Here is a 25,229-nt window from a genome sequence, read left to right as displayed (position 1 = left end):
ACGAAGTAGTCTTGAGCCCATGCCTGAACGCCGTACCGTCGCACTCGTCACTCTCGGCTGCGCCCGTAACGAGGTGGACTCGGAGGAGCTCGCAGGCCGTTTGGAGGCGGACGGCTGGCAGCTCGTGGAGGACGCCGCGGAAGCGGACGTCGCCGTGGTCAACACCTGTGGCTTCGTGGAAGCCGCCAAGAAGGACTCCGTCGACGCCCTCCTGGAGGCCAACGACCTCAAGGGCCAGGGCAGAACGCAGGCGGTGGTTGCGGTCGGCTGCATGGCCGAGCGCTACGGCAAGGAGCTCGCCGAGGCCCTTCCCGAGGCCGACGGCGTGCTCGGCTTCGACGACTACACGAACATCTCCGACCGCCTGCAGACCATCCTGTCCGGCGGCATCCACGCCGCGCACACCCCGCGGGACCGCCGCAAGCTGCTGCCGATCAGCCCGGCCGAGCGGCACTCCGCGACCGACGTCGCCCTGCCCGGACACGGCGCCCCCGCGGACCTCCCGGAGGGGCTCGCCCCGGAGTCGGGCCCGCGCGCGCCCCTGCGCCGCCGCCTGGACGGCGCCCCGGTCGCCTCGGTGAAGCTCGCCTCCGGCTGCGACCGGCGCTGCTCCTTCTGCGCCATCCCGTCCTTCCGCGGCTCCTTCATCTCCCGCCGCCCGAGCGACGTGCTCAACGAGACGCGGTGGCTGGCCGAGCAGGGCGTCAAGGAGGTCATGCTGGTCTCCGAGAACAACACCTCCTACGGCAAGGACCTGGGCGACATCCGCCTGCTGGAGTCCCTGCTGCCCGAGCTCGCCGAGGTCGACGGCATCGAGCGTGTCCGCGTCAGCTACCTCCAGCCCGCCGAGATGCGGCCCGGCCTGATCGACGTGCTGACCTCCACCCCGAAGGTCGCCCCCTACTTCGACCTGTCCTTCCAGCACTCCGCGCCCGGCGTGCTGCGCGCCATGCGGCGCTTCGGCGACACCGACCGCTTCCTGGAGCTGCTCGACACCATCCGCACCAAGGCCCCCGAGGCCGGCGTGCGCTCCAACTTCATCGTCGGCTTCCCGGGCGAGACGGAGGCCGACTTCGCCGAGCTGGAGCGCTTCCTGAACGGCGCGCGACTGGACGCCATCGGCGTCTTCGGCTACTCCGACGAGGAGGGCACCGAGGCCGCCGGCTACGACAACAAGCTCGACGAGGACGTCGTCGCCGAGCGGCTCGCCCACCTCTCGCGGCTCGCGGAGGAGCTCGTCTCGCAGCGCGCCGAGGAGCGCGTCGGCGAAACGGTGCGCGTGCTCGTCGAGTCGGTCGACGCCGAGGAGGGCGTGTACGGCCGTGCGGCGCACCAGGCGCCGGAGACCGACGGCCAGGTGCTGCTCACGAGCGGCGAGGGCCTGGACGTCGGCCGTATGGTCGAGGCGAAGGTGGTCGGTACGGAAGGCGTCGACCTGGTGGCGGAGCCGCTCCAGGGCTCGCTCGCGTGGAGTGAGGAGGCGGGCAGATGACGGGAGTCCCGGCATCCGCGGCAGGCGGCTCCTCCGGCGGGCAGGGGGCGGCCGCGAGGGCGGTCTCGGGCCGTGCCGACGCGGGCGGGGCTTCCGGTCGGGCCGGTCGTCTTGGTTCCGGCGCCTTGTCCGGCGGTCCGGTGGGTGTTCCCGCGATGACGGGTGCTTCCGGTGCGTCCGGCGGCGTCGGGGATACGCCGGGGGAGTCCGGTGTTTCCGGAGGTGCCGGAGGCCCTGGTGTTTCCGGTGTTCCCGGAGTTCCTGGGGCGTCCGGTGGTGTCGGTGGTGACTCCCGTGCTGCCGGTTCGGCTTCCGCTTCCGGCAGCGGCGCCGGTGCGGGTGCCGGCGCCGGGATCGGATTCGGTGCCGAGGGAGTCGATGCCGGCGCTGGTGTGGCCGGTGCCGGCGACGTCGACTCCGGGGCCGGTGAGGAAGGCGGCGTCCGGCCGCTGCGCGGCGGCAAGATCGCGGCCGCCGCGGTCAACCAGGCCAGCGTCTGGAATGTCGCCAATCTGCTGACGATGCTGCGGCTGCTGCTGGTCCCCGGCTTCGTCGCCCTGATGCTCGCCGGCGGCGGGTACGACCCCGCCTGGCGCTCGCTCGCCTGGGCGGCCTTCGCGGTCGCCATGATCACCGACCTGTTCGACGGGCATCTGGCGCGGACCTACAACCTCGTCACCGACTTCGGGAAGATCGCCGACCCCATCGCCGACAAGGCGATCATGGGGGCGGCGCTGATCTGCCTCTCCGGCCTGGGCGATCTGCCGTGGTGGGTGACCGCCGTGATCCTCGGCCGGGAACTCGGGGTCACACTCCTGCGTTTCCTCGTCATCCGCTACGGCGTCATCCCCGCGAGCCGAGGCGGCAAGCTGAAGACCCTCACGCAAGGCGTGGCCGTCGGGATGTACGTGCTGGCGCTGACGGGGTGGCTGGCCACCCTGAGGTTCTGGGTGATGGCCGTGGCGGTCGTCCTGACCGTGGTGACCGGGTTCGATTACGTGAGGCAGGCCGTGGTGCTGCGCCGGCGGGGAATCGCCGAGCGCCGGGCGGCGTTGGAGGAGTCGGAAGCGTGAGTTCCCCCGCCACCGAAGTGGTGAGACTACTCACGGTGAGGGACGAGACGATCGCCGTCGCCGAGTCGCTGACCGGTGGCCTGGTCGCGGCGGAGATCACCACGGTGCCCGGGGCCTCCAAGGTCTTCCGGGGCTCGGTGACGGCCTACGCCACCGACCTCAAGCACGAGCTGCTCGGCGTCGACGCCACCCTGCTGGCCGAGCGGGGAGCGGTGGATCCGCAGGTCGCGGCCCAGATGGCGGCCGGAGTGCGCAAGGCGCTGGGAGCCGACTGGGGCATCGCGACCACCGGAGTGGCCGGCCCCGAACCCCAGGACGGGCAACCCGTCGGGACGGTCTTCGTGGCCGTGGACGGGCCCTCGGAGGCCGAAAAAGGCGCCGTTCACGGCGGGAAAACGGCCTCGCTGCGGTTGAACGGCAGCCGGGCGGAAATTCGTATGGAGAGTGTACGGAGCGTACTCGCGCTGCTTCTCCAGCAGCTCGCGAGCGAACAGACCGGAAATGAGCGGGCACAGGATACGGAACGGAACGGGGGGTTCTGATGTTTGCAGCCCTGAGTGAACACGACATCGCTCCCCGCACGGCCGCGGCGCGAGGCGGTACGGTGGGGCGTGAAGGATGCGGCTACGCGGTCCGAGGAGGGAGCCACCGATGATTCTGCTCCGTCGCCTGCTGGGTGACGTGCTGCGTCGGCAGCGCCAGCGCCAGGGCCGTACTCTGCGCGAAGTCTCCTCGTCCGCCCGAGTCTCGCTCGGCTATCTCTCCGAGGTGGAGCGGGGGCAGAAGGAGGCTTCCTCCGAGCTGCTCTCCGCCATCTGCGACGCGCTGGACGTACGGATGTCCGAGCTCATGCGGGAAGTGAGCGACGAGCTCGCCCTCGCCGAGCTGGCCCAGTCTGCCGCGGCCACCGAGACCGTTCCCACGCCGGTTCGTCCGATGCTGGGTTCCGTGTCGGTGACCGGTGTGCCGCCGGAACGCGTGACCATCAAGGCCCCCGCCGAAGCGGTGGACGTGGTTGCCGCGTGACCTGCCACGCACCCGCGTGCGTGCACTGACGCACGTGCACTGACGCACACGTTGTGAGGCCCCGGCCGGGGTTTCTCCGGGAAGACCCGGAGGGACGCCGGCCGGGGTTTTCGTATGTCCGCGGGGGCTGCGGCGCCGCCCTCGCCGTGCCCGTTTGCCGGTGGGGTGAGGTGCGGTCATGGTGGAGGGCGGGCTTCGTTCGGGTGACCGGCGCGGGAAGGGACGGACGCGCCCTCTGTGCGACTCGGTGCGCCCTCCTACGGGAGGGGGCCGCGTTCTAGCTTCGTGCTGGAGGTGGGAGCGATGACGGGGCCGATAGTGCGCCGGGGGGCCGTTCTGGCGATGGCGCTGGTGTGGTGGTGGGCGGTACTGCGGCTGGCGCTGGCGTACGACGCGGGGGTGCTGGAGGGGGCGGTCGCGGCCGGCGGCTGGGGCCTGAGCCTGCTGCCGGTGCACTGCGTACCGAAGCCCGGGGCGACCGGGACCGCGGGGTCGTGCCCGCCCGAGGCCCGGCCAAAACCGCACGAATGGTTCTGACGGACCGTCAACCCGGCTTACGGCCGGTAGGACTTGTACGGGCGTAGCGTTCCCGCCACCGCTGGGGGGAACCCGGTGCCGGAGCGGGGCCCGCCTGACAGGTGGGGCACCAGTACGTGGGCCGCTCCTGGGAACCGTCGCCCTGGTCGGCCACCCGGACCGACGTCCGGCAGCGCAGGCAGGGTCGGGGCGCGCGGCCGTACACGAACAGGTCCTGGTGGGGAAGGCCCGTGGTCCGGCGGACCACCCGCTCGCGGTTGACCTCCAGGAGCTTCTTGGCGAGGGCGGGCAGCTTCGCGGCGCGATCGGCGGGCAGTGCCCCGACGGAGAGCCAGGGGGTGACACCGAGCAGGAAGCAGAGCTCGCTCTTGTACACGTTGCCGATCCCGGCGAGGTTGCGCTGGTCGAGCAGGGCCTCGCCGAGCTGGCGGGCGGGGTCGGCGAGGAGATTGGCCAGGGCCCGCTCGGGGTCCCAGTCCGGCCCGAGCAGGTCGGGGCCCAGATGGCCGACTGCGCGTTCCTCGGCGCTGGTGTGCAGGAACTCCAGGACCGGGAGCCGGTATCCGACGGCCGTGCGCTCGGCGGTTCCGAGGATGACCCTGATCTGGTGGGCGGGGCCTCCCCGCCAGCGTTCGCCGGGTCCGTACACCTTCCAGGCGCCTTCCATCCGCAGATGCGAGTGGAGCGTCACGCCGCCTTCGACGCGGGTGAGCAGGTGCTTGCCGCGCGCGACGGTGTTCAGGACGGTCCGGCCGGTGAGGTCGACCGTGGCGTACTTCGGCACCCGCAGGTCGCTGCGGGTCAGCACCTTGCCCGCCAGGGCGTCGTGCAGCCGTCGCGCGGCCTGCCAGACCGTGTCACCTTCGGGCATGTGTCCAGGGTGCCACGACGGCCGCGCCCCGTGCGCCTCGTACGCACCGTGGGGCCTGTGCGCCTCGTGCGTCCCGGGAGGACGCATACGTCCCGGTCCCGGGCGGGACCGTCCTGTTCACGCCCGCAGCCGCAGTCCGCGCGGGGTGGCGATGAAGCCCGCTCCTTCCAGGAGGGTGCCGATGGGGGAGGTCAGCGCAGGGGTGCCGTTGACGCGCTCGACGGTGACCGTGCCGAGGGAGCCCGCGCGAGCGGCCGCGGCGAGCGCCCCGGCTGCCGCCCGCAGACGCGGGTCCTCGGTGGCCTTCTCCTCGGGGTCGGTGGGCCAGGCCAGCAGTGTCTTGCCGCCCCGCTCCATGTAGAGGGTCAGCTCACCGTCGACGAGAACCACCAGGGACCCCGCCTTGCGGCCCGGCTTGTGCCCCGCGCCGGTCGGCGGTTCGGGCCAGGGCAGGGCGGCGCCGTAGGCGTTCGCGGGGTCGGAGGCGGCGAGGACGACGGCCCGGGAGTCGGCGGAGGGGGTACGGGATCCGCGGCTCCCGAAGCCGTTGCCGTAGCCGGGCCGGGTGCCGGACTCGTGGCCGTTGCCGTAGCCGGGCCGGGTGCCGGACTCGTGGCCGTTGCCGTAGCCGGGCCGGGTGCCGGACTCGTGGCCGTTGCCATAGCCGGTGCCGTAGGGGCCGCTGCCTCTCGGACCGCCGCCGCGGGGGCCGCCGCCGCGGGGGCCGCCCGCGCCCGGGTCCGCGAAGTCGTGGGGCGACACGTACTCGCCGGGCCGAGGGGGTGCGGGGGGCGGCCAGTCGCCGTCGAGGGCCGGTCCACCGTCCCAGGGGTCGGCCTGTGGGGCGGGGGCCTCGGACGGGGGCAAGCCGCCGAAGCCGCCGAAGCCGTCAGGGGCGCCGGGGCCGTTCGGGGAGCCGGTGCCGTGAGCGGCGTCGAAGTCGTCGGGTGCGCCGAAGCCGCCGTTCCCGAAGTTCGCTGCCGGCGAACCCTCGCCCCGCTCGCGGGCGTTGGACACCGCGCGCAGGCGGTCGACCGCGCCGTCCATCGCGAACTGGGCGGCACCCAGGCCCTCCACCACATAGCCCCGCCGGGCCTGCCCGCTGTCCTCGAAGGCGGACAGGATCCGGTACACGGCCGAGAAGCCGCCCTCGACGCCCTCGGCCGCCACCGCTCCCCGGGTGACCACACCGTGCCGGTCGAGGAGCGTGCGCGCCAGGGCGTGGGCGCGCACGGTGGCGTCGGCCTCCCGGCCGGGCAGCAGGGACCACCGGCCGGCGACGGTCGGCGGGCCGGTGCGCGACGCGGCGCGGGCGGCGGCCGTGAGCGAGCCGTACCGCCCGCGCGGGACGGAGCGCTTGGCGCGGTGGGCCGTGGACCCCGCGGTACGGCCCGAGCCCAGCAGGGACCGCATCGGGGCGAGCGTGTCGTTGGTGAGGCGGCCGGACCAGGCCAGGTCCCAGAGGGCGTCGGCCAGTTGCGGATCGGTGGCCTCGGGGTGCGTGGTGGCGCGGACCTGGTCGGCGATCTGACGGAAGAACAGGCCGTAGCCGCCGGCGAGGGTGTCGAGGACGGACTGGTGCAGCGCGGTCAGCTCCAGTGGGTGCGGTGGCGGCAGGAGCAGCGGGGCCGCGTCCGCCAGATACAGCGAGACCCAGCCGTCCTTGCCGGGCAGCGCGCCCGCGCCCGCCCACACCACCTCGCCGGCGGCGGTGAGTTCGTCGAGCATCGAGGGGGTGTAGCCCGCGACACGGGAGGGCAGCACCAGCTTCTCCAGCGCGGAGGCGGGTACGGACGCGCCCTGCAACTGCTCCACGGCGCGCACCAGTCCGTCGATGCCGCGCAGTCCGTGTCCCTTGCCGACGTGCTGCCACTGCGGCAGGAACTGGGCGAGCGCGGCCGGCGGCACCGGTTCGAGTTCGTGCCGCAGTGCGGCCAGTGACCGGCGGCGCAGCCTGCGCAGGACGGCCGCGTCGCACCACTCCTGCCCGATCCCCGCCGGGTGGAACTCCCCTTGCACCACGCGGCCGCCGGCCGCGAGCCGCTGCAGCGCGCCCTCCGTGACCGCCACGCCCAGGCCGAAGCGGGCGGCCGCCGTGGCCGAGGTGAACGGGCCGTGCGTGCGGGCGTGGCGCGCGAGCAGGTCGCCCAGGGGGTCCTTGACGGGCTCGGTGAACGCCTCCGGGACACCCACCGGCAGCGCCGTGCCGAGGGCGTCGCGCAGCCGGCCCGCGTCCTCGATCGCCGCCCAGTGGTCGGCCCCGGCGATCCGCACCCGGATGACCCGGCGGGCGGAGGCCAGCTCCTGAGCCCAGTGCGGCTCGGCGCCGCGCTCGGCAAGCTCGGCGTCGGTGAGCGGACCGAGCAGCCGCAGCACGTCCGCGACGCCCTCGACGTCCTTGACGCGCCGGTCCTCGGTCAGCCACTGCAGCTCGCGCTCCAGCTCGGTCAGCACCTCGGCGTCCAGCAGCTCCCGCAGCTCCGCCTGGCCGAGCAGCTCGGCCAGCAGCCGCGAGTCCAGGGACAGCGCGGCGGCGCGGCGCTCGGCCAGCGGCGAGTCGCCCTCGTACAGGAACTGGGCGACATAGCCGAAGAGCAGGGAGCGCGCGAAGGGCGACGGCTCGGGGGTGGTGACCTCGACCAGGCGCACCTTGCGGGACTCGAGGTCGCCCATCAGTTCCACGAGACCCGGAACGTCGAAGACGTCCTGAAGACACTCGCGGACGGCCTCCAGGACGATCGGGAACGAACCGAACTCGCTCGCCACCTGGAGCAGCTGGGCCGCGCGCTGCCGCTGCTGCCACAGCGGTGTGCGCTTGCCGGGGTTGCGGCGCGGCAGCAGCAGGGCGCGCGCGGCGCACTCGCGGAAGCGGGACGCGAACAGGGCCGAGCCGCCGACCTGGTCGGTGACGATCTGGTCGACGTCGCCCTTGTCGAAGGCGACGTCCGCCGCACCGACCGGCGCCTGGTCGGCGTCGCCCGCCCCGCCGAAGGGGGCGCCCCCCTTCGCGGGTTCCTGGTCCAGCAGGTCCAGACCCATCAGGTCGGCGTCGGGCAGGCGCAGCACGATGCCGTCGTCGGCGTGCATGACCTGCGCGTCCATGCCGTACCGCTCCGACAGGCGGGCGCCGAGCGCCAGCGCCCACGGGGCGTGCACCTGCGCGCCGAACGGGGAGTGCACGACCACCCGCCAGTCGCCGAGTTCGTCGCGGAAGCGCTCCACGACGATCGTCCGGTCGTCCGGGACGTGACCGCAGGCCTCGCGCTGCTCGTCCAGGTACGTCAGCACATTGTCCGCGGCCCAGGCGTCGAGGCCTGCCGCCAGCAGGCGCAGCCGGCCGTCCTCCTTCGACAGCGCGCCGACCTCGCGCAGGAACGCGCCCACCGCGCGCCCCAGTTCCAGCGGCCGGCCCAGCTGGTCGCCCTTCCAGAACGGCAGCCGGCCCGGCACGCCCGGCGCGGGGGAGACCAGGACCCGGTCGCGGGTGATGTCCTCGATGCGCCAGGAGCTCGTGCCGAGCGTGAAGACGTCGCCGACCCGGGACTCGTAGACCATCTCCTCGTCCAGCTCGCCGACCCGGCCCCCGCCCTTCTTGGGGTCCGAGCCGGCGAGGAAGACCCCGAAGAGGCCGCGGTCGGGGATCGTGCCCCCGGAGGTGACGGCGAGGCGCTGCGCGCCGGGGCGGCCGGTGACCGTGCCCGTCACCCGGTCCCACACCACGCGCGGGCGCAGCTCCGCGAACGCGTCGGAGGGATAGCGGCCCGCGAGCATGTCGAGGACGGCCGTGAACGCCGACTCCGGCAGGGAGGCGAACGGCGCGGCCCGGCGGACCGCGGCGAGCAGGTCGTCCACCTGCCAGGTGTCCATCGCCGTCATCGCGACGACCTGCTGGGCGAGGACGTCCAGCGGGTTGGCGGGCACCCGCAGCGCCTCGATGGCGCCGGACCGCATCCGCTCGGTGACGACCGCCGCCTGGACGAGGTCGCCGCGGTACTTCGGGAAGACCACGCCGGTGGACACCGCCCCGACCTGGTGTCCCGCGCGGCCGACGCGCTGCAGGCCGGAGGCGACGGACGGCGGGGACTCGACCTGGACGACGAGGTCCACGGCGCCCATGTCGATGCCCAGTTCGAGGCTGGAGGTGGCGACCACGGCGGGGAGCCGGCCCGCCTTGAGGTCCTCCTCCACCAGGGCGCGCTGCTCCTTGGAGACCGAGCCGTGGTGGGCGCGCGCGATGACCGCCGGCGCGCCGTGCGCCGCGCCGGAGCCGCCCATCAGTTCGGCCGGGGAGTGGTGCTCGTCCAGGGACTCGCCCGTCGCCCGCTCGTACGCGATCTCGTTGAGCCGGTTGCACAGGCGCTCGGCGAGCCGGCGGGAGTTGGCGAACACGATCGTCGAGCGGTGGGCCTGGACCAGGTCGGTGATCCGCTCCTCGACGTGCGGCCAGATGGAGGGACGCTCCGCGCCGTCGTCGCTGTCGGCGACCGGGGAGCCGCCGAGCTCGCCCAGGTCCTCGACCGGGACGACGACCGAGAGGTCGAACTCCTTGCCGGACTCCGGCTGGACGATCTCCACCTTGCGGCGGGGCGAGAGGTAGCGGGCGATCTCGTCGACCGGGCGGACCGTCGCGGACAGGCCGATGCGGCGGGCCGGCCGGGGCAGCAGCTCGTCCAGCCGTTCCAGTGACAGCGCGAGGTGCGCGCCGCGTTTGGTGCCGGCCACCGCGTGCACCTCGTCCAGGATCACCGTCTCGATGCCGGTCAGCGCGTCGCGGGTGGCCGAGGTGAGCATCAGGAACAGCGACTCGGGGGTGGTGATCAGGATGTCCGGCGGGCGCGTGGACAGGGCACGACGCTCGGCGGCCGGGGTGTCGCCGGAGCGGATGCCGACCTTCACCTCGGGCTCGGGCAGGCCGAGGCGGACGGATTCCTGGCGGATGCCGGTGAGGGGGCTGCGGAGATTGCGCTCGACGTCGACGGCGAGGGCCTTCAGCGGGGAGACGTACAGAACCCGGCAGCGCTTCTTCGGGTCGGCCGGGGGCGGGGTGGAGGCGAGCTGGTCGAGCGCGGCGAGAAAGGCGGCCAGCGTCTTGCCGGAGCCCGTCGGGGCGACCACCAGCACGTCCGAGCCCTCCGCGATGGCCTGCCACGCGCCCGACTGGGCGGCGGTGGGCGCGGAGAAGGCCCCCGTGAACCAGCCGCGGGTCGCGGGGGAGAAGCCGTCGAGGGCTCGGTGTGCTGAGCTGGACATGCATCAATCCTGCACCCGGCCACTGACAGTCCGCTCTGAGCTGCGGCTTTGCCACGTCGGCGGAGGAGCCGTCGGAGCGGCGGGGCGGTCCGTCCCCCGTCCGGCGTGACGGAAGATGGACGCATGGAAGGGTCTGGCGAGGAGCGGGCACGGCACTGGAGCTACGAGGAGCTGCCCGGTGTCGATCTGCTGCGGGCCCGGTACGTCAGGAAGGCGTTCGTGCGGCACACGCACGAGCACTTCGTGATCGCCGCCATCGCCGAGGGTGTCGAGGTGTTCCACCACCGAGGGGCCGACCAGTACGCGGGGGCGGGATCGCTCGCGCTGGTCAATCCGGACACCCCGCACACGGGGCGCGCGGGCGTGCCGGAGGGGTGGCGGTACGGGGCGGTGTATCCGGCGCCGGAGCTGGTGGCCGAGATCGCCGGTGAGACCACGGGGATCCGCGGGACGCCCGGCTTCGCGAGCCCGGTGCTCGACGATCCGTACGCCGCCCGACTGGTCCATCAGGTGCTGCGGGCCGCGGACGAGGGGAACGCGCTGGCGGCCGACACGCTGCTGCGGGTGGCCGTGACCCGGCTGCTGCGGTTGAACGGCGGGACGCTGCCGCGGCGGGAGGTGCGGACGGCCGGCACGCGGCTCGCGGCACGCGCGCGTGCCGTGCTGGAGGAGCGGATGGCCGGGCCGCCCACCCTGGAGCGGCTGGCGGGCGACCTGGGGACCAGCCCGTTCGCGCTGCTGCGGGCGTTCCGGGACGCCTACGGGATGCCGCCGCACGCCTGGCTGACCGACGCCCGCGTGCGGCGGGCCCGACGGCTGCTCGACGCGGGCACGGCCCCGGCGGAGGCCGCCGCCGTCGTGGGGTTCACCGACCAGGCGCACCTCAGCCGGCACTTCTCCCGCATCGTGGGCGTGCCTCCGGGGGCCTACCGGCGTGAGCGCAAGAACGTACAAGACGCGCGGCAGCGGCTGCTCCTACCGTCGCAGGCGTGGCAGAAGAGACAGCACTCGCAGACATACGCCCCGACGACGGAGACAAACCGGACGCAGCCGTCGTACGGGACGCCCTCGGAGTCGGAATCGCCGTAGGCCTGTCCGGGTTCGCCTTCGGGGTGACCTCGGCGGGCAGCGGGCTCACGCTGCTCCAGACCTGTGCGCTCAGCCTGCTGGTGTTCACCGGTGCCTCCCAGTTCGCGCTCGTGGGGGCGCTCGCGGCCGGGGGCAATCCCTTCACGGCGGCCGCGGGCGCCTTCTTCCTCGGGGTGCGCAACGCCTTCTACGGGCTGCGCCTGTCCCAGGTGCTGGCCCTCCCGCGCGCGCTGCGCCCGCTGGCCGCCCAGTGGGTCATCGACGAGACCACCGCGGTGGCCCTCGCCCAGCCCACCCGGCGCGCCGCGCGGCTCGGCTTCACCGTCACCGGGATCACCCTGTACCTGCTGTGGAACCTCACCACACTGCTCGGCGCGCTGGGCGCCAAGGCCATCGGCGACACCGCGGCGTGGGGTCTCGACGCGGCCGGTCCCGCCGTCTTCCTGGCGCTGCTCGCGCCCATGCTGAGGACCGCCACCGAGCGGGCCGTCGCCGCTCTCGCCGTGCTGCTCGGGCTGGGGCTGCTGCCCGTGCTGCCCGCCGGGGTGCCCGTGCTGCTGGCCGCGCTCGCGGCACCGGCCGTGCTCTGGCTGGAGGGCCGGCGCGTGGGCGGCGCACGCGACGGCGGACGGGAGGGGAAGCGTTGAACGCCTGGATCGCGATCGCCGCGACCGTCCTCGGCTGCTACGCAGTCAAGCTCGCCGGGCTGCTCGTGCCGGCTGGCGCACTGGAGCGCCCGCTCGTGAAGCGGCTCGCCGCGCTGCTGCCCGTCGCCCTCCTCGCCGCTCTCACCGCCCAGCAGACCTTCGCCGACGGGCACGCGCTCGTCCTCGACGCGCGGGCGGCCGGCCTCGCGGCCGCCGCGGTCGCGCTGCTGCTGCGTGCGCCGTTCCTGCTCGTCGTCGCGGCGGCCGTGGTGGTGACGGCGGGAGTGCGGGCCATGGGCGGATGACGTGAGCCGCGGGCGGCGGACGTGGGGGCACGGGCGATCGTGGAGCGGGCGCGAGCGGCGGGCGGGACGGCGGCCCAATGGCGTGCGGCACGCACGCGCGTGCGTGCCGCGGGGACGCTTCCGCCTCAGCCGATGGCCCGGCCGTACGCCCGGAGGGTGCGCAGGGCCTCGATCGTCACCATGGGGCGCGCCTCCAGGGCGACGCCGGGAGCCCACTGGCGCCAGGTGATCGGCCAGCCGCCGTCCTCCCGCTGCCGGCTCGCCAGGAAGTCCAGCGAACGGTTCATCTCGTCGTCCGTGAACCACTCGCGCGCGAGGGAGCCGGGGGTCCTCGCGTAGTCGTACGGGAAGTGGTGTTCCTCCGGGGCGTAGCCGGGCGCGACCGGGAAGGCCTCCAGGTGCTCCGGGTCCAGCGCCGCGAGCCGGTGGTCGCGGACCAGGCGGCCGAGCCGGTCGGCGGCCGCCTCCGCGCGCGTGCGGTCGGCAGCGGCGTCCAGGAAGGTGACGGCCGCCTCGATCTCGTAGGGGTGGGACCTCTCCAGGGACTCGATCCGCTGCCAGCAGTAGTCGGTCGCCCGGAACAGCCAGGCGTGCCACACCTCGTTGCGATGCAGCAGCCCCACCACGGGACCGGTGGCGAGGAGGTCGCTCGGCGGGTCGTCCACGATCGGCACGAAGGGAGCCGCCGGATAGCCGCGCTGGCTGGGGTGGACGGCGGGCAGGGCACCGTCCGGCGTGGAGACGGAGGTCAGGTAGCGGCAGACGCGTTCCACCCGCTGTCCGCCGCAGCGCCCGATGGAGTCCAGGACGCGCAGCGCGTGAGCGGTGTGCAGCGGCTGGCTGACCGGGCCGCGCAGATCGGGCTCCAGCGCGTGGCCGAAGCCGCCGTCCTCGTTGCGGTAGGCGTCCAGCGCGGTCTCCACCGGGTCGGCGGCGCCGTTCAGGAAGTGGTGCGCGAACAGCCGCTGCTCCAGTACGCGCGCGGTGAGCCAGACGAAGTGTTCGGCGCGGAAGAGCGGGGAGGACGCCTGGGGCGTCGGGGGGAGTGGGGAGGCTCCGGTTTCGGGCATGAGTCAGACCGTAGGGCGGAAAGCGGTCCCGGCACGCGGTCCCGGCTCGGGCCCACCCCCAGGGGCGGGATACTGGACTCATGCGGTTGACGGTCTTCTGGGAGCGGATGGCGGAGCACTTCGGCACGGGGTACGCCGACACCTTCGCGCGCGACCACGTGATGTCCGAACTCGGCGGGCGCACGGTGCACGAGGCGCTGGACGCGGGCTGGGAGGCCAAGGACGTGTGGCGCGTGGTCTGCCGGGTCATGAACGTTCCGCCGGAGATGCGCTGACCGGACCGGGCCCCGCACGACCGGCGCTGGTTGTCGGTGGCGTGGGCGAGACTTGCACCGTGGCACCCACTGACGACACCGGGCGGATCCCCCGGCACGCATCCCCGTTCGACCCGACGCCGCCCGCCCGGCCCCCGGCCGAGGGTGCCGCCGGGGCGGGCGCCCGGATGCCGCACTGGCTGCCGCGCGCCATGGTGCTCGCGCTGGCGCTGGTTGCCGCGTTCCAGCTGGGCAGCTGGGCCTTCCACCAGGTGACGGGCCTGCTGATCAACGTCCTCATCGCGTTCTTCCTGGCCCTCGCCATAGAGCCGGCGGTGAGCCGCATGGCCGCCCGCGGCATGCGCCGGGGCCTCGCGACCTTCCTGGTGTTCCTGGGCCTGATGATCGCCGTGGCGGGCTTCGTCGCCCTGCTCGGCTCGATACTCGCCGGGCAGATCATCAAGATGGTCGAGGGCTTCCCGGAGTACCTCGACTCGGTGATCAACTGGGTCAACACGACGTTCCACACCGAGCTCCGGCGCGTGGACGTCCAGGAAGGCCTGCTGCACTCCGACTGGCTGCGCAAGTACGCGCAGAACAGCGCGGCGGGCGTGCTCGACGTGTCCGCCCAGGTGCTCGGCGGCCTGTTCCGGATGCTGACCGTCGGCCTGTTCTCCTTCTACTTCGCCGCCGACGGGCCGCGCCTGCGCCGCGCCCTCTGCTCCGTCCTGCCGCCCGCCCGGCAGGCCGAGGTGCTGCGCGCGTGGGAGATAGCCGTCGACAAGACCGGTGGCTACCTGTACTCGCGCGGTCTGATGGCGCTGATCTCGGGGATCGCCCACTACATCCTGCTGCAGGCGCTGGGCGTGCCCTACGCGCCCGTGCTCGGTGTCTGGGTGGGCCTGGTGTCCCAGTTCATCCCGACCATCGGCACCTACCTCGCGGGCGCCCTGCCCATGCTGATCGCCTTCACGGTCGCCCCGTGGTATGCGCTGTGGGTGCTGGTCTTCGTCGTGGTCTACCAGCAGTTCGAGAACTACGTGCTCCAGCCCAAGCTGACCTCGAAGACCGTCGACATCCACCCCGCGGTCGCCTTCGGGTCGGTGATCGCGGGCACCGCGCTCCTCGGTGCGGTCGGCGCCCTGATCGCCATTCCCGCGGTCGCCACCCTGCAGGCCTTTCTCGGGGCCTACGTGAAGCGGTACGACGTCACGGACGACCCCCGGGTCCACGGTCATCGCGGACGGGGCTCGACCCGGGGCCTGTTCACGCGGGCGCGCGGGCTGTGGGCGCGGCGGCCGGAGGAGCCGCGGGCCGGGGCGGAGGGCGCCCGGGTCGTGGCGCAGGCCGGGGCCGCGGACGCACCGGCGGCGGGGGAGTCCGAGCACGGGCCGTCCGGGGAGCGACCGGGGACGGGGCGGTAGACGGCCGGTTCGCCCGGGGCGCCGCACCGAGTGGTGCGCTTGACACGAAAATCGAACATCCATTCTTATGGAAGCTCCGGCGCGGCTCGACGGGGGGATTTCGCCCCGTTCAAGGGGAGAAGTGCCCGAGTTATCCACAGGCCGGACGGGCGTCGGGGCGCATTGTCAGTGGCAGGCGTTAGCGTCTTTGACGTGAAGCGATCGACTCAAGCAAACCGGGTGGAACCCATGGCAGGAACCGACCGCGAGAAGGCGCTCGACGCCGCGCTCGCACAGATTGAACGGCAATTCGGCAAGGGCGCGGTCATGCGCATGGGCGAGCGGTCGATGGAGCCCATCGAGGTCATCCCCACCGGGTCGACCGCGCTGGACGTGGCGCTCGGCGTCGGCGGCCTGCCGCGCGGCCGCGTGGTGGAGATCTACGGACCGGAGTCCTCCGGTAAGACCACCCTCACCCTGCACGCCGTGGCCAACGCCCAGAAGGCCGGCGGCCAGGTCGCCTTCGTGGACGCGGAGCACGCCCTCGACCCCGAGTACGCGAAGAAGCTCGGTGTCGACATCGACAACCTGATCCTCTCCCAGCCGGACAACGGCGAGCAGGCCCTGGAGATCGTGGACATGCTCGTCCGCTCCGGCGCCCTCGACCTCATCGTCATCGACTCCGTCGCCGCGCTCGTCCCGCGCGCGGAGATCGAGGGCGAGATGGGCGACAGCCACGTCGGTCTGCAGGCCCGTCTGATGAGCCAGGCACTGCGGAAGATCACCAGCGCGCTCAACCAGTCCAAGACCACGGCCATCTTCATCAACCAGCTTCGCGAGAAGATCGGCGTGATGTTCGGCTCCCCGGAGACCACGACCGGTGGCCGGGCGCTGAAGTTCTACGCCTCGGTGCGTATCGACATCCGCCGCATCGAGACCCTGAAGGACGGCACGGAGGCGGTCGGCAACCGCACCCGCTGCAAGGTCGTCAAGAACAAGGTCGCGCCGCCCTTCAAGCAGGCCGAGTTCGACATCCTCTACGGCCACGGCATCAGCCGCGAGGGCGGTCTGATCGACATGGGCGTGGAGCACGGCTTCGTCCGCAAGGCCGGCGCCTGGTACACGTACGAGGGCGACCAGCTCGGCCAGGGCAAGGAGAACGCGCGCAACTTCCTGAAGGACAACCCCGACCTGGCCAACGAGATCGAGAAGAAGATCAAGGAGAAGCTGGGCGTCGGCGTCCGTCCGGAGGAGCCGACCGCCGAGCCGGGCACGGACGCCGCGGTCTCCGCCGGCGCCGCGGACGCCACGAAGGCGGTGCCCGCGCCGGCGACCAAGGCCACCAAGCCCAAGGCCGCCGCAGCCAAGAGCTGACCCGTGACACGACGAACGGACTGGGCCGAGTACGAGTACGCCGTTCCCGGTGCCCCACGGGGGAGGGGCACCGATGACGACACCGGCTCCGTCACGGACGGCGCGATGGACGGTCTCGGCGCGCACGGGGGTGTCGAGACCGGATCACGCGCGGGCGGCCCGCGCACAGGCGGTTCACGTGACGGTGGGCCGCAGCGGGGCCGTGGGCGTCGTCGGCGTGGGTTCGGCGAGGCGTCCGCCGAGGACGGAGGCGCCTTCTCCTCATCGAGGGCCGAGCAGGAGGAGTCTCCGGGGGACCCGGTGGAGCGGGCGCGCGCGATCTGCCTGCGCCTGCTCACCGGGACCCCGCGCACCCGCAAGCAGCTCGCCGACGCCCTGCGCAAGCGGGAGATCCCGGACGACGCGGCGGAGGAGGTGCTGTCGCGGTTCGAGGAGGTCGGGCTGATCAACGACGGCGCGTTCGCGGACGCCTGGGTGGAGTCCCGGCACCACGGACGGGGACTGGCCCGGCGGGCCCTCGCGCAGGAGCTGCGCACCAAGGGCGTCGACGCGGCGCTGATCGACGAGGCCGTCAACCAGCTCGACACCGAGCAGGAGGAGGCCACCGCGCGCGAACTCGTCGACCGCAAACTGCGCGCCACGCGTGGCCTCGACCGCGACAAACGCCTGCGCCGCCTCGCCGGCATGCTCGCCCGCAAGGGCTACTCCGAGGGCATGGCCCTGCGGGTGGTCCGCCGGGCACTGGAGGAGGAGGGCGAGGACCCGGAGTTCCTCGGGAACGAGGGGTACTGAGGGATACTGAGGGGTACTGAGAAGGCACCTCACGGCGCTCTTCCCCGTACCCCGGTGTCCAGCGGTGTGCGGCCGGCTGTCAGGTCGCACCGGGTCGTCGCGGACCGGTCATGCCGGGGCGTCGTGAACCGGTGGTGGTGTCACGGGCAGCCCGGCCGCCCGCCACGCCTGGAAACCGCCCACGAGGTCGGTCGCCCGGTGCAGGCCCAGCTCCTGCAGGGACGCGGCGGCCAGGCTCGACGCGTAGCCCTCGTTGCAGATGACGACGACGCGCAGGTCGTGGCCGGTGGCCTCGGGCACGCGGTGGCTGCCCCGGGGGTCGAGTCGCCACTCCAGCTCGTTGCGTTCGACGACCAGGGCGCCGGGGATCAGGCCGTCCCTGTCGCGCAGCGCCGCGTAGCGGATGTCCACCAGGAGCGCCTCGCCGGCCCGGTGGGCCGAGTGCGCCTCCGGCGGTTCGATCCGGTGGTAGCCCTGGCGCACCCGCTCCAGCAGTTCGTCGATGCCGACCGGCGGCCGACCCGCGCTCACTGCCAGTCCCGCGGTCGCTCGACCTGCTCGAGGCGCAGTACCTGCCCGGTGCGGCTGTAGCGGCGGATCCGGGGCAGCGGCGGGTGGTAGGCGTGCACCGAGACGGCGTGCCGGTCGGGGGACTCGTTGAGCACCTCGTGGACATGGTGGCGGCCGAAGGAACGGCCCTGTCCCGCCGGGAGGCGCCGCTCGCGGTCCACGCCGTCGGTGAGCTCCAGGGTCTTCCAGCCGTCGGTGGGCAGCCGGGCGGCGAGCGAGTTCTCCCGCAGCTCGCCGGAGGCGGTGAAGAAGGCGCCGACCGACCCGGCGTGGTCGTGCCAGCCGGTGCCACTTCCGGGGGGCCAGCCGATCAGCCACGCCTCGCTGCCGCGGGGGCCCTCCAGGCGCACCCAGGTGCGGCCTTCCGGGTCGAGCGGGAGCGAGGCGATCAGCTCGGCGTCGGAGGCGGTGCGCCGGACGAAGTCGAGGAGGTCCGCCTGCGTGGGCGCCTGCGCAGCGGGCGAGGTCACGGGAACGGACGTGAAGGGGGAGGGCGAGGGGGAGACAGACACGTACACCGTCCTGAAGATGCGTCGAGAAGGGCGCGCGGCGGCAGGGAGCGGCGTGGCGCCCGAGGAGGGGAAATGCGCATTCAGCAGGACGGACGACACACGCAGCCCGCGTAGCGGACGAGGTCCATGTGGACCCTCCGCCACAGGCGCACATCGGTGTCGGTCATGATCCGGAGTACACCACGGGGGTGCGAAACGGTCAACTGACCGTCACCATGCGGACGGGGCACGCGCCGGGCACCCGCAGACCGGCGCCTGCGCCGGACCGTGCCCGCCCACCAGCCTGCGACCCCGCGCTCCGCGCTCAGCGCGTCCCCGCGCCGCCGGCGTCAGCGAGCCGACCCACCGATCCTCAGCGCGCCCCCGCCGACGCCCGTGCCGTCGACGGCAGGGGGCCGCCGAGTGCCGCCTCCGCCGCCGAGTACAGGTCGGCCGGCCGTACCCCGCTCAGCGCGGTGACGAGGTGCCCGTCGGGCCGTACGAGGAGCACGGTGTGGGCGGCGGCGCCCGGGTAGCTCTCGGCGACGAGCAGTTCGGCCGGTCGGGGCAGCGCGGTCACCGCGGCCGCCAGCCGGGGCATGAGACCGGCGCTCACCCAGTGCCGGCGCTCCCACACGACGGTGCCCGGCGCGACCAGCACCACCAGCAGCGCGCCGCGGCCGAGCCGGTCCCGCAGCGGTACGAGGGAGCCGTCCTCCGCGGTGACCGGTACGTCGGCGACCTGCGCGCCGACCGGCGTGTCGACCGGGGTCTCGCCCTCGGCGGGCGCGGGCGCGAGCGGCGAGTCGGCGTACGTCCCCGGCGCGCCCAGCGGCCCGCGCCCCAGATGGGCGTCCAGGAAGAGGGCGTCGTGCCCGCGGGACGTCCCGGGGACGTACGAGCGCAGCCCGCCGCCCCCGCGCAGCAGGGGCAGGGCCTGGTCCGCCGCACGCAGCCGGGCGGCGACGGCGGCCCGCCGCTCCGCCTGGTAGCTGTCCAACAGGGCCTCGTGCGGCCCGTGGTGCCAGGCGAGCGAGAGTTTCCAGGCGAGGTTGTCGGCGTCCCTGAGTCCCTCGTCGAGACCCTGTGTGCCGAACGCGCCCAGCAGGTGCGCCGCGTCGCCGGCGAGGAAGACCCGCCCGGCGCGCCAGCGGCGGGCCAGCCGGTGGTGGACCGTGTGGACGCCGGTGTCCAGCAGCTCGTACGTCGGTGTGGGGTCGCCGGTCCAGCCGGTGAGGGTCTCGCGGACGCGGTTGACGAGCAGTTCCGGCGTGACCAGGTCCTTGCCGGGCGGCAGCAGCCAGTCCAGGCGCCAGGACCCGCCGGGAAGCGGGCGCGCGGAGACTTCCCCGGCCGAGGGGCCCGTGGTGCGCCAGGGCGGCAGCCGGTGGAGGAACGCTTCGCCCGGCCGGGGGAGTTCCGCGCGCAACGCGGCGACGGCGTGCCGCTCGACGGCCGTACGGCCGGGGAAGCGGATGTCCTCCAGCTTGCGCACGGTCGACCGGGGGCCGTCGCAGCCCACCAGGTAACTGCCGCGCCACCATGTGCCCTTGGGGCCGCGAGTGTGGGCGGTCACGCCTGACGGCTCCTGCTCGATCGCGTCGAGGCGGCTGTCCACGGTGAGCTCGACCAGCGGTTCGTCGGCGATGGCGGCGCGCAGGGCGCCGGTCAGGACGTGCTGGGCGAGGTGCAGGGGAGCGGACTCGGCGTCGTCGAAGGCGACCTCGCGCATCACCTGTTTGCGCCGCATCGACCGCCAGCCGGCCCAGCGCAGTCCCGCGTCGCCGAGCGGGACCCGCGCGAGACGCTCCACCAGGGCGGCCGTGTCGGCGCGCAGCACCACGGTGCGCGCGGCGCGCGCCGCGTCCCTGCCCGGCCCCTCGTCCAGGACGACGGACGGCACCTCCTGACGCGCCAGCGCCAGGGCGAGCGTGAGCCCGACGGGCCCCGCCCCGACGACGATCACCGGATCCACGACGCAGCGCCCCCTGCCCGTGTCGGTGTCCCGAGGGCCGCAAGCGAACAGGTTGGTGAAGCAGGGTGCACGATCACAGAACGTATGCAACAGATTGCCGTTGCCTGCGTCAAGCGATGCTGGCTGTGCCATGGCCGAGCGTTCGCTCGGCCGGTGACTGTTCCCTGCTTGCCCGCGCTGAGTCGGCTGGTGCGCGTGAGTTCCCTGGGTGGTACCGACGCGCGACCAGTCGTCAGGCGGGCATGGCGACGACTCCGGCTTGCCACGCGATCCGGGCCGCGTGGATGCGATTGGCGGCTTGAAGCTTGACGCACAGTGTGCGTACGTGGTCCTTCACCGTTTCCGGGCTGATGTGGAGTGCCTCGCCGATAGCCCGGTTCGGGAGGCCGTCGCTGAGGAGCGCCAGGACCTCGCGCTCCCGTGAGCTCAGATTGGCCACGCGCTCCCGCGCCCCGTGGGACGAGCGGACCGGCGTGGGGCAGCCGTGGATGATTGCGTCCGCGATCTCGGGGGAGAGTGCACGGCTGCCCTCGGTGACGGCGGTGAGGGCCCAGGTCAGATGTTGGGGGGCGGAACGGTGGAGCAGGACGCCGGCCGCACCCCGGGCGAGGAGAATACGAGCGTCCTTGTCTGTGATGCGCTCCGCGATCACCAGAATGGCGGGTGACGCCGGAAGCCGGGAAACGGTCTCCACCAGCGGGAGAGAGTCCCTGCCACACGCGTCACCGCTGATCAGAAGGTCCGGGCGGGTCGTCTTCACCAACGTGGCCGCCTGCGCGCGCTTCCCTTCGGCGACGACGCTCGGCAGCAGGTTCCGGTACGGATCTGGAGCCAGGTCCTGCAACATCCCCCGTAGTCCTGCGCGGCACAGCGATCTGTCATCGATGATTCCCACCCGTAGCATGCGATCCCCGTGTGGTTCTGTCCGTACGCGACGGTACCTGCGACATCGCTCCCGTCCGGTCACGACGAGAGCACTCATGTGATCCTCCGGCTCTTGCGCGTGCACGTCAAGCGTGTTTGTCGTGTACGCCCGGGACGCTTGCGCGCGCCGACAATAATCAGCTCCCGAATTTCGCCGCAGTGGAGAGTCGGCTCTGCCGGGAAAGTCAATCCCCAATTCAGGGGGATGCCGTTCATCATCCCCATTGCCGGGGTCCTGTCCTCGTCTCAAAAGAACGCATGGTGGGTGGGAACTTCGCCAGTCCATGGACGAGAGGAACGAAATTCAATGGCTGACAGGGCACGCCGGGGGGCGGTATGGGGAGCGGCCGCAGCCGCCTCTTTGCTGACTATCGGAGCGGCCACCGCGCCCGCGGCGGCCGCTCCCGCCGCATCATCGAGTGCCGCCGCGATCCACTGCGGCAATCCGGTCCTCAAAGTCTGGTACGACTCGGACCAGTTCGGCACTTACCTCAAGGCGTGGTTCCAGACCGACCGGGGCTGCCCGCGGGGGCGCGGGGTCGCCAGCCTCTCCGGGCAGATCCACTGCTTCAAGCCGCACCCCAAGGTTGTCTACCGCGACAACGTGGCGAACAAGAAGGCCCCGGCTCAAACCATCATCAAGGCGCTGCCGCCGAAGAGTAAGTGCAAGACCTTCTATGCCGAGGCAACCATCGTCTACAAGAATGCCGGCCGAGTCCCCTTCAGGGACACCTGGCGCTGGAACTGGGGTGACTACCCTGCGTAATTCGATTTCCGCCAGAAAAGTCCACGACTTCCTCCTGTGCGGAATCTCCGCGCGGGAGGCTTCTGAAGGAGGTTGTTCATGCATGACGGGCAGAGGACCAAGGTGAGGCGCCGCGCGGCCGTGCTTCTCGGCGCAGCAGTCATGGCTTCCGCTCTGGCGGCGCCCTCGGCGTCCGCGGACGGCCCCTCCGAGATCTACCTCGGCAAACGCTCCGGCACCATCCGGGTTGGCGGGTTCTCGCACACCTACACGTGGGTGGACAAGCAGTACCGCAGTACCTCGTTGCCCAATCTGCGCAAGCACTCCATCCGCGTCACCTTCAGCGGGTGCGCCCAGTGGCGGGCCCGTGCCGCAGTGCGGTGGGGCAGGACATACGACACCTACGAGGCGAAGGCCAAGGGCTGTCACAAGTCTGTTCTGCTCACGCCCCAGGGCGACATGAAGGCCAACGTCACGCTGACCATTCACCAGGAGCCCACGGACATGACGGCGAGCACCGTCATCAAGCCCGTCCACTGATCCGAGGCGCCGCAGGTGTCCTGGCCGTCCCCGCCGCGGCGGGGACGGCCAGGACACCTGCGCTTCGGCGACTACCTCTCCGCTTTCTTCGCGTCGCCGTCGGCTGCGCCGAGGGACACTCCTGTGACGTCGAGCACCCCAGGCTGCTCGGCCGGCTCGGCCGCAACCGCCACGGCGACACCGGTCCTCGTACGGCGTCCCCGCCGCTCGATCCAGGTCGCGAGCGAGGACAGCGCCAGACACATCGCGATGTAGATCGCCGCGACGACGATGGTGACCGCCGTGAACGGGTTCTCCCCGTTGACGATGATGTTGTTGGCCATCGTCCGCGTGGCGAACAGAAGCTCCGTGTACGTGATGACGTAGCCGAGCGAGGTGTCCTTCAGGGTGACCACGAGCTGACTGATCATCGTCGGCAGCATGGAACGCACCGCCTGCGGCAGCAACAGCGTCGTCATGACCTGGTACTTGCGCAGACCGAGCGCGTACGCGGCCTCCACCTGTCCCCGGGGCACCGCGTTGATGCCTGCGCGGAAGACCTCGGCCTGGACACAGCCGTTGTAGACGGTCAGGCCGATGACGAGACCCCAGAACGCGCTGTTCTCCCCGATGACTCCGAGATCGTTCTTGTAGGTGAGGAACACCACCCACAGGGCGTAGATGGTGATGAGGAGCGGGACCGCGCGGAACAGTTCGACGAAGGTGGTCGCGGCCCAGCTGACGGCCCGATGCTCGGAGAGCCGCGCCACAGCGAGCAGCAGCCCGAGAGCCAGGGACAGCGCACCCGCGAGGGCGAACACCTTCAGGGTGGTCAGTACGCCGTCGCGGATGTTTGTGCGCACCCCGGCGTTGTTGAAGATGTCCCAGACTTTCGGGTCCAACTGGCCCTTGACGTTGAGCCGATACACGACGAAGGCGAGCACGGCGACCACGGCGAGCGAGCCGATCACCAAGTAGAGGCGGTTGCGTGTACGGGCCTTGGGGCCCGGTGCGTCGTACAGAACGCTCGAACTCATCGTGCGACCCCCAGACGTCGCTCCAGCAGCCGGAAAAGACCGCTGATCGAGAACGTGATCACGAGATAGCCCAGAGCCACCCACAGGAAGATCCAGGCGATGGCGAACCCCTGGTCACTCAGCATCTTCTGCACGCCGAACAGCTCCGTGACGCTGAAGGCGCCCGCGATCGCCGAGTTCTTGGTCAGCGCGATGAAGATCGAGCTCAGCGGCGGGAGCACGGTGCGCGTCGCCTGCGGGAGGACGATCAGACGCAGGGTCTGCGAGAAGGTCATGCCGATGGACCGGGCGGCCTCAGCCTGCCCCAGGGGCACGGTGTTGATGCCGGACCGCACGGCCTCGCAGACAAAGGCCGAGGTGTACAAACCCAGGGCCAGGAGTGCCTTCGCCCATGGGCTCAGCCCCGGTACGAAGATGACCGGGACGACGAACCAGGCGATGAGGAAGAGCAGGGTGAGGGGCGTGTTCCGGAAGAGGGTGACCCACGCAGTGCCGAACATCCGCAGCGGAGGCACGGGGGAGACACGGAACCCGGCGATAATGACCCCCAGCACCATCGCGAGGAGCCCGCTGGCGAGGGTTAGCAGGACGGTGCCGATGAACCCCTCGCGGAATTCCGCGAGATGGTCGAGCAATACGTTCACGGGGAGGTCCTCGTGGCGGTGTACGGGCAGGGAGGAGCGCGTCCATGGCGGTGCGCCGACCGGCGCCGCCAGGACGGGCGGGCCTGCCGCCGGGCACCGGTGGGGCACCGGGACCGGGGCAGCAGGCTCGTGTGACGCCGTGGTCGCGACGTCTGGGACTCGTCAGTAGCGGTTGACGGCCGGCGGCTCCGTGTACGGGGAGCCCGAGAGGCCGAGGGTCGCCTCGTACGCCTTCTTGTAGTCGCCGTTCTTCTCGTGCTTCTCGATCGCGTCGTCGATGGCGTCGCGCAGAGCCTTGTCGTTCTTGTTCATCCCGACGCCGTACGGCTCCTGGGTAAACGGCTTGCCTACCACCTTGAGCTTGGTCGGCCGCTGCGCCGCATAACCCTTGAGGATCGCGTCGTCGGTGGTGACGGCGTCAACCTCGTTGTTGAGCAGCTGCTGCACACACTCGGAGTACTTCGACAGCTCGACGGTCTTGGCCCCGTACTTGGGCTTCTTGATCTCCTGCAGGGGCGTCGAGCCCTTGATGGAGCAGACCGTCTTGCCCTTGAGTGAATCGGGTCCGGTGATGCCCTTCTCGTCCTTGCGTACGAGCAGGTCCGCGCCCGCCATGAAGTACGGACCGGCGAAGCCCACCTGCTTCTTGCGCTCGTCGTTGATCGTGTACGTACCGACGTACAAGTCGACCTCGCCCTTGGAGATGGTGGTCTCACGGACGTTGGAGTCGACAGTCTTGAACTCGATCTGGGAGGGCTTGAACCCGAGGTCGCCGGCGACCATCTTGGCGATCTCGATGTCGAAGCCGGTTCGCTTGCCGCTCGTGTCCTCGAATCCGAGATACGGCTGGTCGTTCTTGGCGCCGATCACGAGCTTGCCGGCTTGCTGGGCTTTCTTCAGCGTGGGGGAGTCGATCTTCACGTTCCCCGCGACGGCATACGTCGGCAGCTTGGGCGCGTTCGAACCGCTGGCTTCGCCGGCGGGCTGGTCGCCGGCGTTGCCGGATTCTCCACCGCAGGCCGTGAGGGCCAGCGCGAGCGCGGTGAGGACTGCCGCGGAGGCAGACGTACGGAACTTCATCCTGGACATCCTTCGAGTCGGCAGATGTGTTGAGTGCGGCATCGCGGGTGCCGCGCAGCTC

The 25,229-nt window shown here is 72.2% G+C and carries 25 protein-coding genes; 14 read left to right on the top strand and 11 right to left on the bottom strand.

The genetic code is table 11. The features are described from left to right. The first annotated feature begins 19 nt into the window (after nucleotides 1-19). The 5 genes from rimO (at nucleotide 20) to ACIQ9G_RS32500 (ending at nucleotide 4,128) form a co-directional block, all read left to right on the top strand. Entirely contained in the window at nucleotides 20-1,492 is a 1,473-nt protein-coding gene (gene rimO / locus ACIQ9G_RS32520; RefSeq protein WP_403616838.1) for a 30S ribosomal protein S12 methylthiotransferase RimO, read from the top strand. A 155-nt stretch (nucleotides 1,493-1,647) separates the two neighbouring features. After that, complete coding sequence (gene pgsA / locus ACIQ9G_RS32515) at nucleotides 1,648-2,565, top strand: CDP-diacylglycerol--glycerol-3-phosphate 3-phosphatidyltransferase (RefSeq protein ID WP_403616865.1); 918 nt, start codon at nucleotides 1,648-1,650, stop codon at nucleotides 2,563-2,565. Continuing rightward, entirely contained in the window at nucleotides 2,562-3,107 is a 546-nt protein-coding gene (locus tag ACIQ9G_RS32510) for a CinA family protein (protein WP_403616836.1), read from the top strand. Before pgsA ends, ACIQ9G_RS32510 begins: the two co-directional genes overlap by 4 nt. Before the next feature lie 109 nt (nucleotides 3,108-3,216). After that, nucleotides 3,217-3,591, top strand: coding sequence for a helix-turn-helix domain-containing protein (locus ACIQ9G_RS32505; RefSeq protein WP_392195211.1), 375 nt, complete (start codon nucleotides 3,217-3,219; stop codon nucleotides 3,589-3,591). Nucleotides 3,592-3,894: 303 nt separating this feature from the next. Beyond that, on the top strand, nucleotides 3,895-4,128 hold the full coding sequence (locus tag ACIQ9G_RS32500) for a hypothetical protein (protein ID WP_403616833.1): 234 nt from the start codon (nucleotides 3,895-3,897) through the stop codon (nucleotides 4,126-4,128). A 7-nt stretch (nucleotides 4,129-4,135) separates the two neighbouring features. Here the strand turns inward: ACIQ9G_RS32500 and ACIQ9G_RS32495 are convergent, their stop codons facing one another. Both ACIQ9G_RS32495 and ACIQ9G_RS32490 read right to left on the bottom strand, forming a co-directional pair. Next, nucleotides 4,136-4,999 carry an Fpg/Nei family DNA glycosylase gene (locus ACIQ9G_RS32495; RefSeq protein WP_403616831.1) on the bottom strand — a complete coding sequence of 288 codons (864 nt, stop codon included), beginning with the start codon at nucleotides 4,997-4,999 and terminating at the stop codon, nucleotides 4,136-4,138. A 117-nt stretch (nucleotides 5,000-5,116) separates the two neighbouring features. After that, nucleotides 5,117-10,249, bottom strand: coding sequence for a DEAD/DEAH box helicase (locus ACIQ9G_RS32490; protein ID WP_403616828.1), 5,133 nt, complete (start codon nucleotides 10,247-10,249; stop codon nucleotides 5,117-5,119). Nucleotides 10,250-10,372: 123 nt separating this feature from the next. Between ACIQ9G_RS32490 and ACIQ9G_RS32485 the strand changes: the two genes are divergently transcribed. Genes ACIQ9G_RS32485 through ACIQ9G_RS32475 form a run of 3 tightly spaced genes read left to right on the top strand, consistent with a single transcriptional unit; the run spans nucleotide 10,373 to nucleotide 12,290 of the window. After that, the gene (locus ACIQ9G_RS32485) at nucleotides 10,373-11,338 is read left to right on the top strand and encodes an AraC family transcriptional regulator (protein WP_403616825.1); all 966 of its coding nucleotides are present in this window, start codon (nucleotides 10,373-10,375) and stop codon (nucleotides 11,336-11,338) included. Then, on the top strand, nucleotides 11,239-11,985 hold the full coding sequence (locus tag ACIQ9G_RS32480; protein ID WP_403616822.1) for an AzlC family ABC transporter permease: 747 nt from the start codon (nucleotides 11,239-11,241) through the stop codon (nucleotides 11,983-11,985). The genes ACIQ9G_RS32485 and ACIQ9G_RS32480 overlap by 100 nt, the downstream gene beginning before the upstream one ends. After that, complete coding sequence (locus ACIQ9G_RS32475; RefSeq protein WP_403616819.1) at nucleotides 11,982-12,290, top strand: AzlD domain-containing protein; 309 nt, start codon at nucleotides 11,982-11,984, stop codon at nucleotides 12,288-12,290. Before ACIQ9G_RS32480 ends, ACIQ9G_RS32475 begins: the two co-directional genes overlap by 4 nt. Nucleotides 12,291-12,415: 125 nt before the next feature. Here the strand turns inward: ACIQ9G_RS32475 and ACIQ9G_RS32470 are convergent, their stop codons facing one another. Further along, nucleotides 12,416-13,360 (bottom strand): prenyltransferase/squalene oxidase repeat-containing protein, encoded by a 945-nt coding sequence (locus ACIQ9G_RS32470; protein ID WP_403616816.1) that lies wholly within the window; start codon nucleotides 13,358-13,360, stop codon nucleotides 12,416-12,418. An 80-nt stretch (nucleotides 13,361-13,440) separates the two neighbouring features. On the opposite strand from ACIQ9G_RS32470, the gene ACIQ9G_RS32465 reads away from it, so the two are divergent. The 4 genes from ACIQ9G_RS32465 (at nucleotide 13,441) to recX (ending at nucleotide 17,183) form a co-directional block, all read left to right on the top strand. Beyond that, nucleotides 13,441-13,635 carry a DUF3046 domain-containing protein gene (locus tag ACIQ9G_RS32465; RefSeq protein WP_403616814.1) on the top strand — a complete coding sequence of 65 codons (195 nt, stop codon included), beginning with the start codon at nucleotides 13,441-13,443 and terminating at the stop codon, nucleotides 13,633-13,635. Nucleotides 13,636-13,694: 59 nt separating this feature from the next. Further along, nucleotides 13,695-15,038: an AI-2E family transporter gene (locus tag ACIQ9G_RS32460; protein ID WP_403616811.1), complete on the top strand. Its 1,344-nt coding sequence runs from the start codon at nucleotides 13,695-13,697 to the stop codon at nucleotides 15,036-15,038. Between the two features lie 228 nt (nucleotides 15,039-15,266). Then, a complete protein-coding gene (gene recA / locus ACIQ9G_RS32455) occupies nucleotides 15,267-16,391 on the top strand; it encodes a recombinase RecA (RefSeq protein ID WP_403616808.1) in 1,125 nt (374 codons plus the stop codon). A gap of 3 nt (nucleotides 16,392-16,394) precedes the next feature. Further along, the gene (gene recX / locus ACIQ9G_RS32450) at nucleotides 16,395-17,183 is read left to right on the top strand and encodes a recombination regulator RecX (protein WP_403616805.1); all 789 of its coding nucleotides are present in this window, start codon (nucleotides 16,395-16,397) and stop codon (nucleotides 17,181-17,183) included. Nucleotides 17,184-17,291: 108 nt separating this feature from the next. On the opposite strand, the gene ACIQ9G_RS32445 is transcribed toward recX, so the two are convergent. From ACIQ9G_RS32445 to ACIQ9G_RS32425, 5 genes are all read right to left on the bottom strand, one after another. Further along, on the bottom strand, nucleotides 17,292-17,714 hold the full coding sequence (locus ACIQ9G_RS32445) for a rhodanese-like domain-containing protein (RefSeq protein WP_403616802.1): 423 nt from the start codon (nucleotides 17,712-17,714) through the stop codon (nucleotides 17,292-17,294). Continuing rightward, complete coding sequence (locus ACIQ9G_RS32440; RefSeq protein ID WP_403616800.1) at nucleotides 17,711-18,265, bottom strand: cysteine dioxygenase; 555 nt, start codon at nucleotides 18,263-18,265, stop codon at nucleotides 17,711-17,713. Before ACIQ9G_RS32440 ends, ACIQ9G_RS32445 begins: the two co-directional genes overlap by 4 nt. Before the next feature lie 80 nt (nucleotides 18,266-18,345). Beyond that, nucleotides 18,346-18,432, bottom strand: a complete 87-nt coding sequence (locus tag ACIQ9G_RS32435) for a putative leader peptide (RefSeq protein ID WP_311605579.1) — start codon at nucleotides 18,430-18,432, stop codon at nucleotides 18,346-18,348. 185 nt (nucleotides 18,433-18,617) lie between these two features. Further along, a complete protein-coding gene (locus ACIQ9G_RS32430) occupies nucleotides 18,618-20,219 on the bottom strand; it encodes an FAD-dependent monooxygenase (protein ID WP_403616797.1) in 1,602 nt (533 codons plus the stop codon). Between the two features lie 232 nt (nucleotides 20,220-20,451). Beyond that, nucleotides 20,452-21,066: a response regulator transcription factor gene (locus tag ACIQ9G_RS32425; protein ID WP_403616794.1), complete on the bottom strand. Its 615-nt coding sequence runs from the start codon at nucleotides 21,064-21,066 to the stop codon at nucleotides 20,452-20,454. A 384-nt stretch (nucleotides 21,067-21,450) separates the two neighbouring features. On the opposite strand from ACIQ9G_RS32425, the gene ACIQ9G_RS32420 reads away from it, so the two are divergent. Both ACIQ9G_RS32420 and ACIQ9G_RS32415 read left to right on the top strand, forming a co-directional pair. Beyond that, nucleotides 21,451-21,909 carry a hypothetical protein gene (locus ACIQ9G_RS32420; RefSeq protein WP_403616792.1) on the top strand — a complete coding sequence of 153 codons (459 nt, stop codon included), beginning with the start codon at nucleotides 21,451-21,453 and terminating at the stop codon, nucleotides 21,907-21,909. Between the two features lie 78 nt (nucleotides 21,910-21,987). Then, nucleotides 21,988-22,428, top strand: a complete 441-nt coding sequence (locus ACIQ9G_RS32415; RefSeq protein ID WP_403616789.1) for a hypothetical protein — start codon at nucleotides 21,988-21,990, stop codon at nucleotides 22,426-22,428. 71 nt (nucleotides 22,429-22,499) lie between these two features. On the opposite strand, the gene ACIQ9G_RS32410 is transcribed toward ACIQ9G_RS32415, so the two are convergent. The 3 genes from ACIQ9G_RS32410 to ACIQ9G_RS32400 all read right to left on the bottom strand — a co-directional run bounded on the left by ACIQ9G_RS32410 (nucleotide 22,500) and on the right by ACIQ9G_RS32400 (nucleotide 25,168). Next, nucleotides 22,500-23,444 (bottom strand): amino acid ABC transporter permease, encoded by a 945-nt coding sequence (locus tag ACIQ9G_RS32410; protein WP_403616786.1) that lies wholly within the window; start codon nucleotides 23,442-23,444, stop codon nucleotides 22,500-22,502. After that, a complete protein-coding gene (locus ACIQ9G_RS32405; RefSeq protein WP_403616784.1) occupies nucleotides 23,441-24,088 on the bottom strand; it encodes an amino acid ABC transporter permease in 648 nt (215 codons plus the stop codon). The genes ACIQ9G_RS32410 and ACIQ9G_RS32405 overlap by 4 nt, the downstream gene beginning before the upstream one ends. Nucleotides 24,089-24,250: 162 nt before the next feature. After that, nucleotides 24,251-25,168, bottom strand: coding sequence for a glutamate ABC transporter substrate-binding protein (locus ACIQ9G_RS32400; RefSeq protein ID WP_403616781.1), 918 nt, complete (start codon nucleotides 25,166-25,168; stop codon nucleotides 24,251-24,253). Nucleotides 25,169-25,229: the final 61 nt, after the last annotated feature.

The sequence above is a fragment of the Streptomyces sp. NPDC096152 genome, assembly GCF_044763235.1.
In the GTDB taxonomy this organism is placed as follows: Bacteria; Actinomycetota; Actinomycetes; order Streptomycetales; family Streptomycetaceae; genus Streptomyces.
This window is presented reverse-complemented; position numbering and strand designations above follow the sequence as displayed.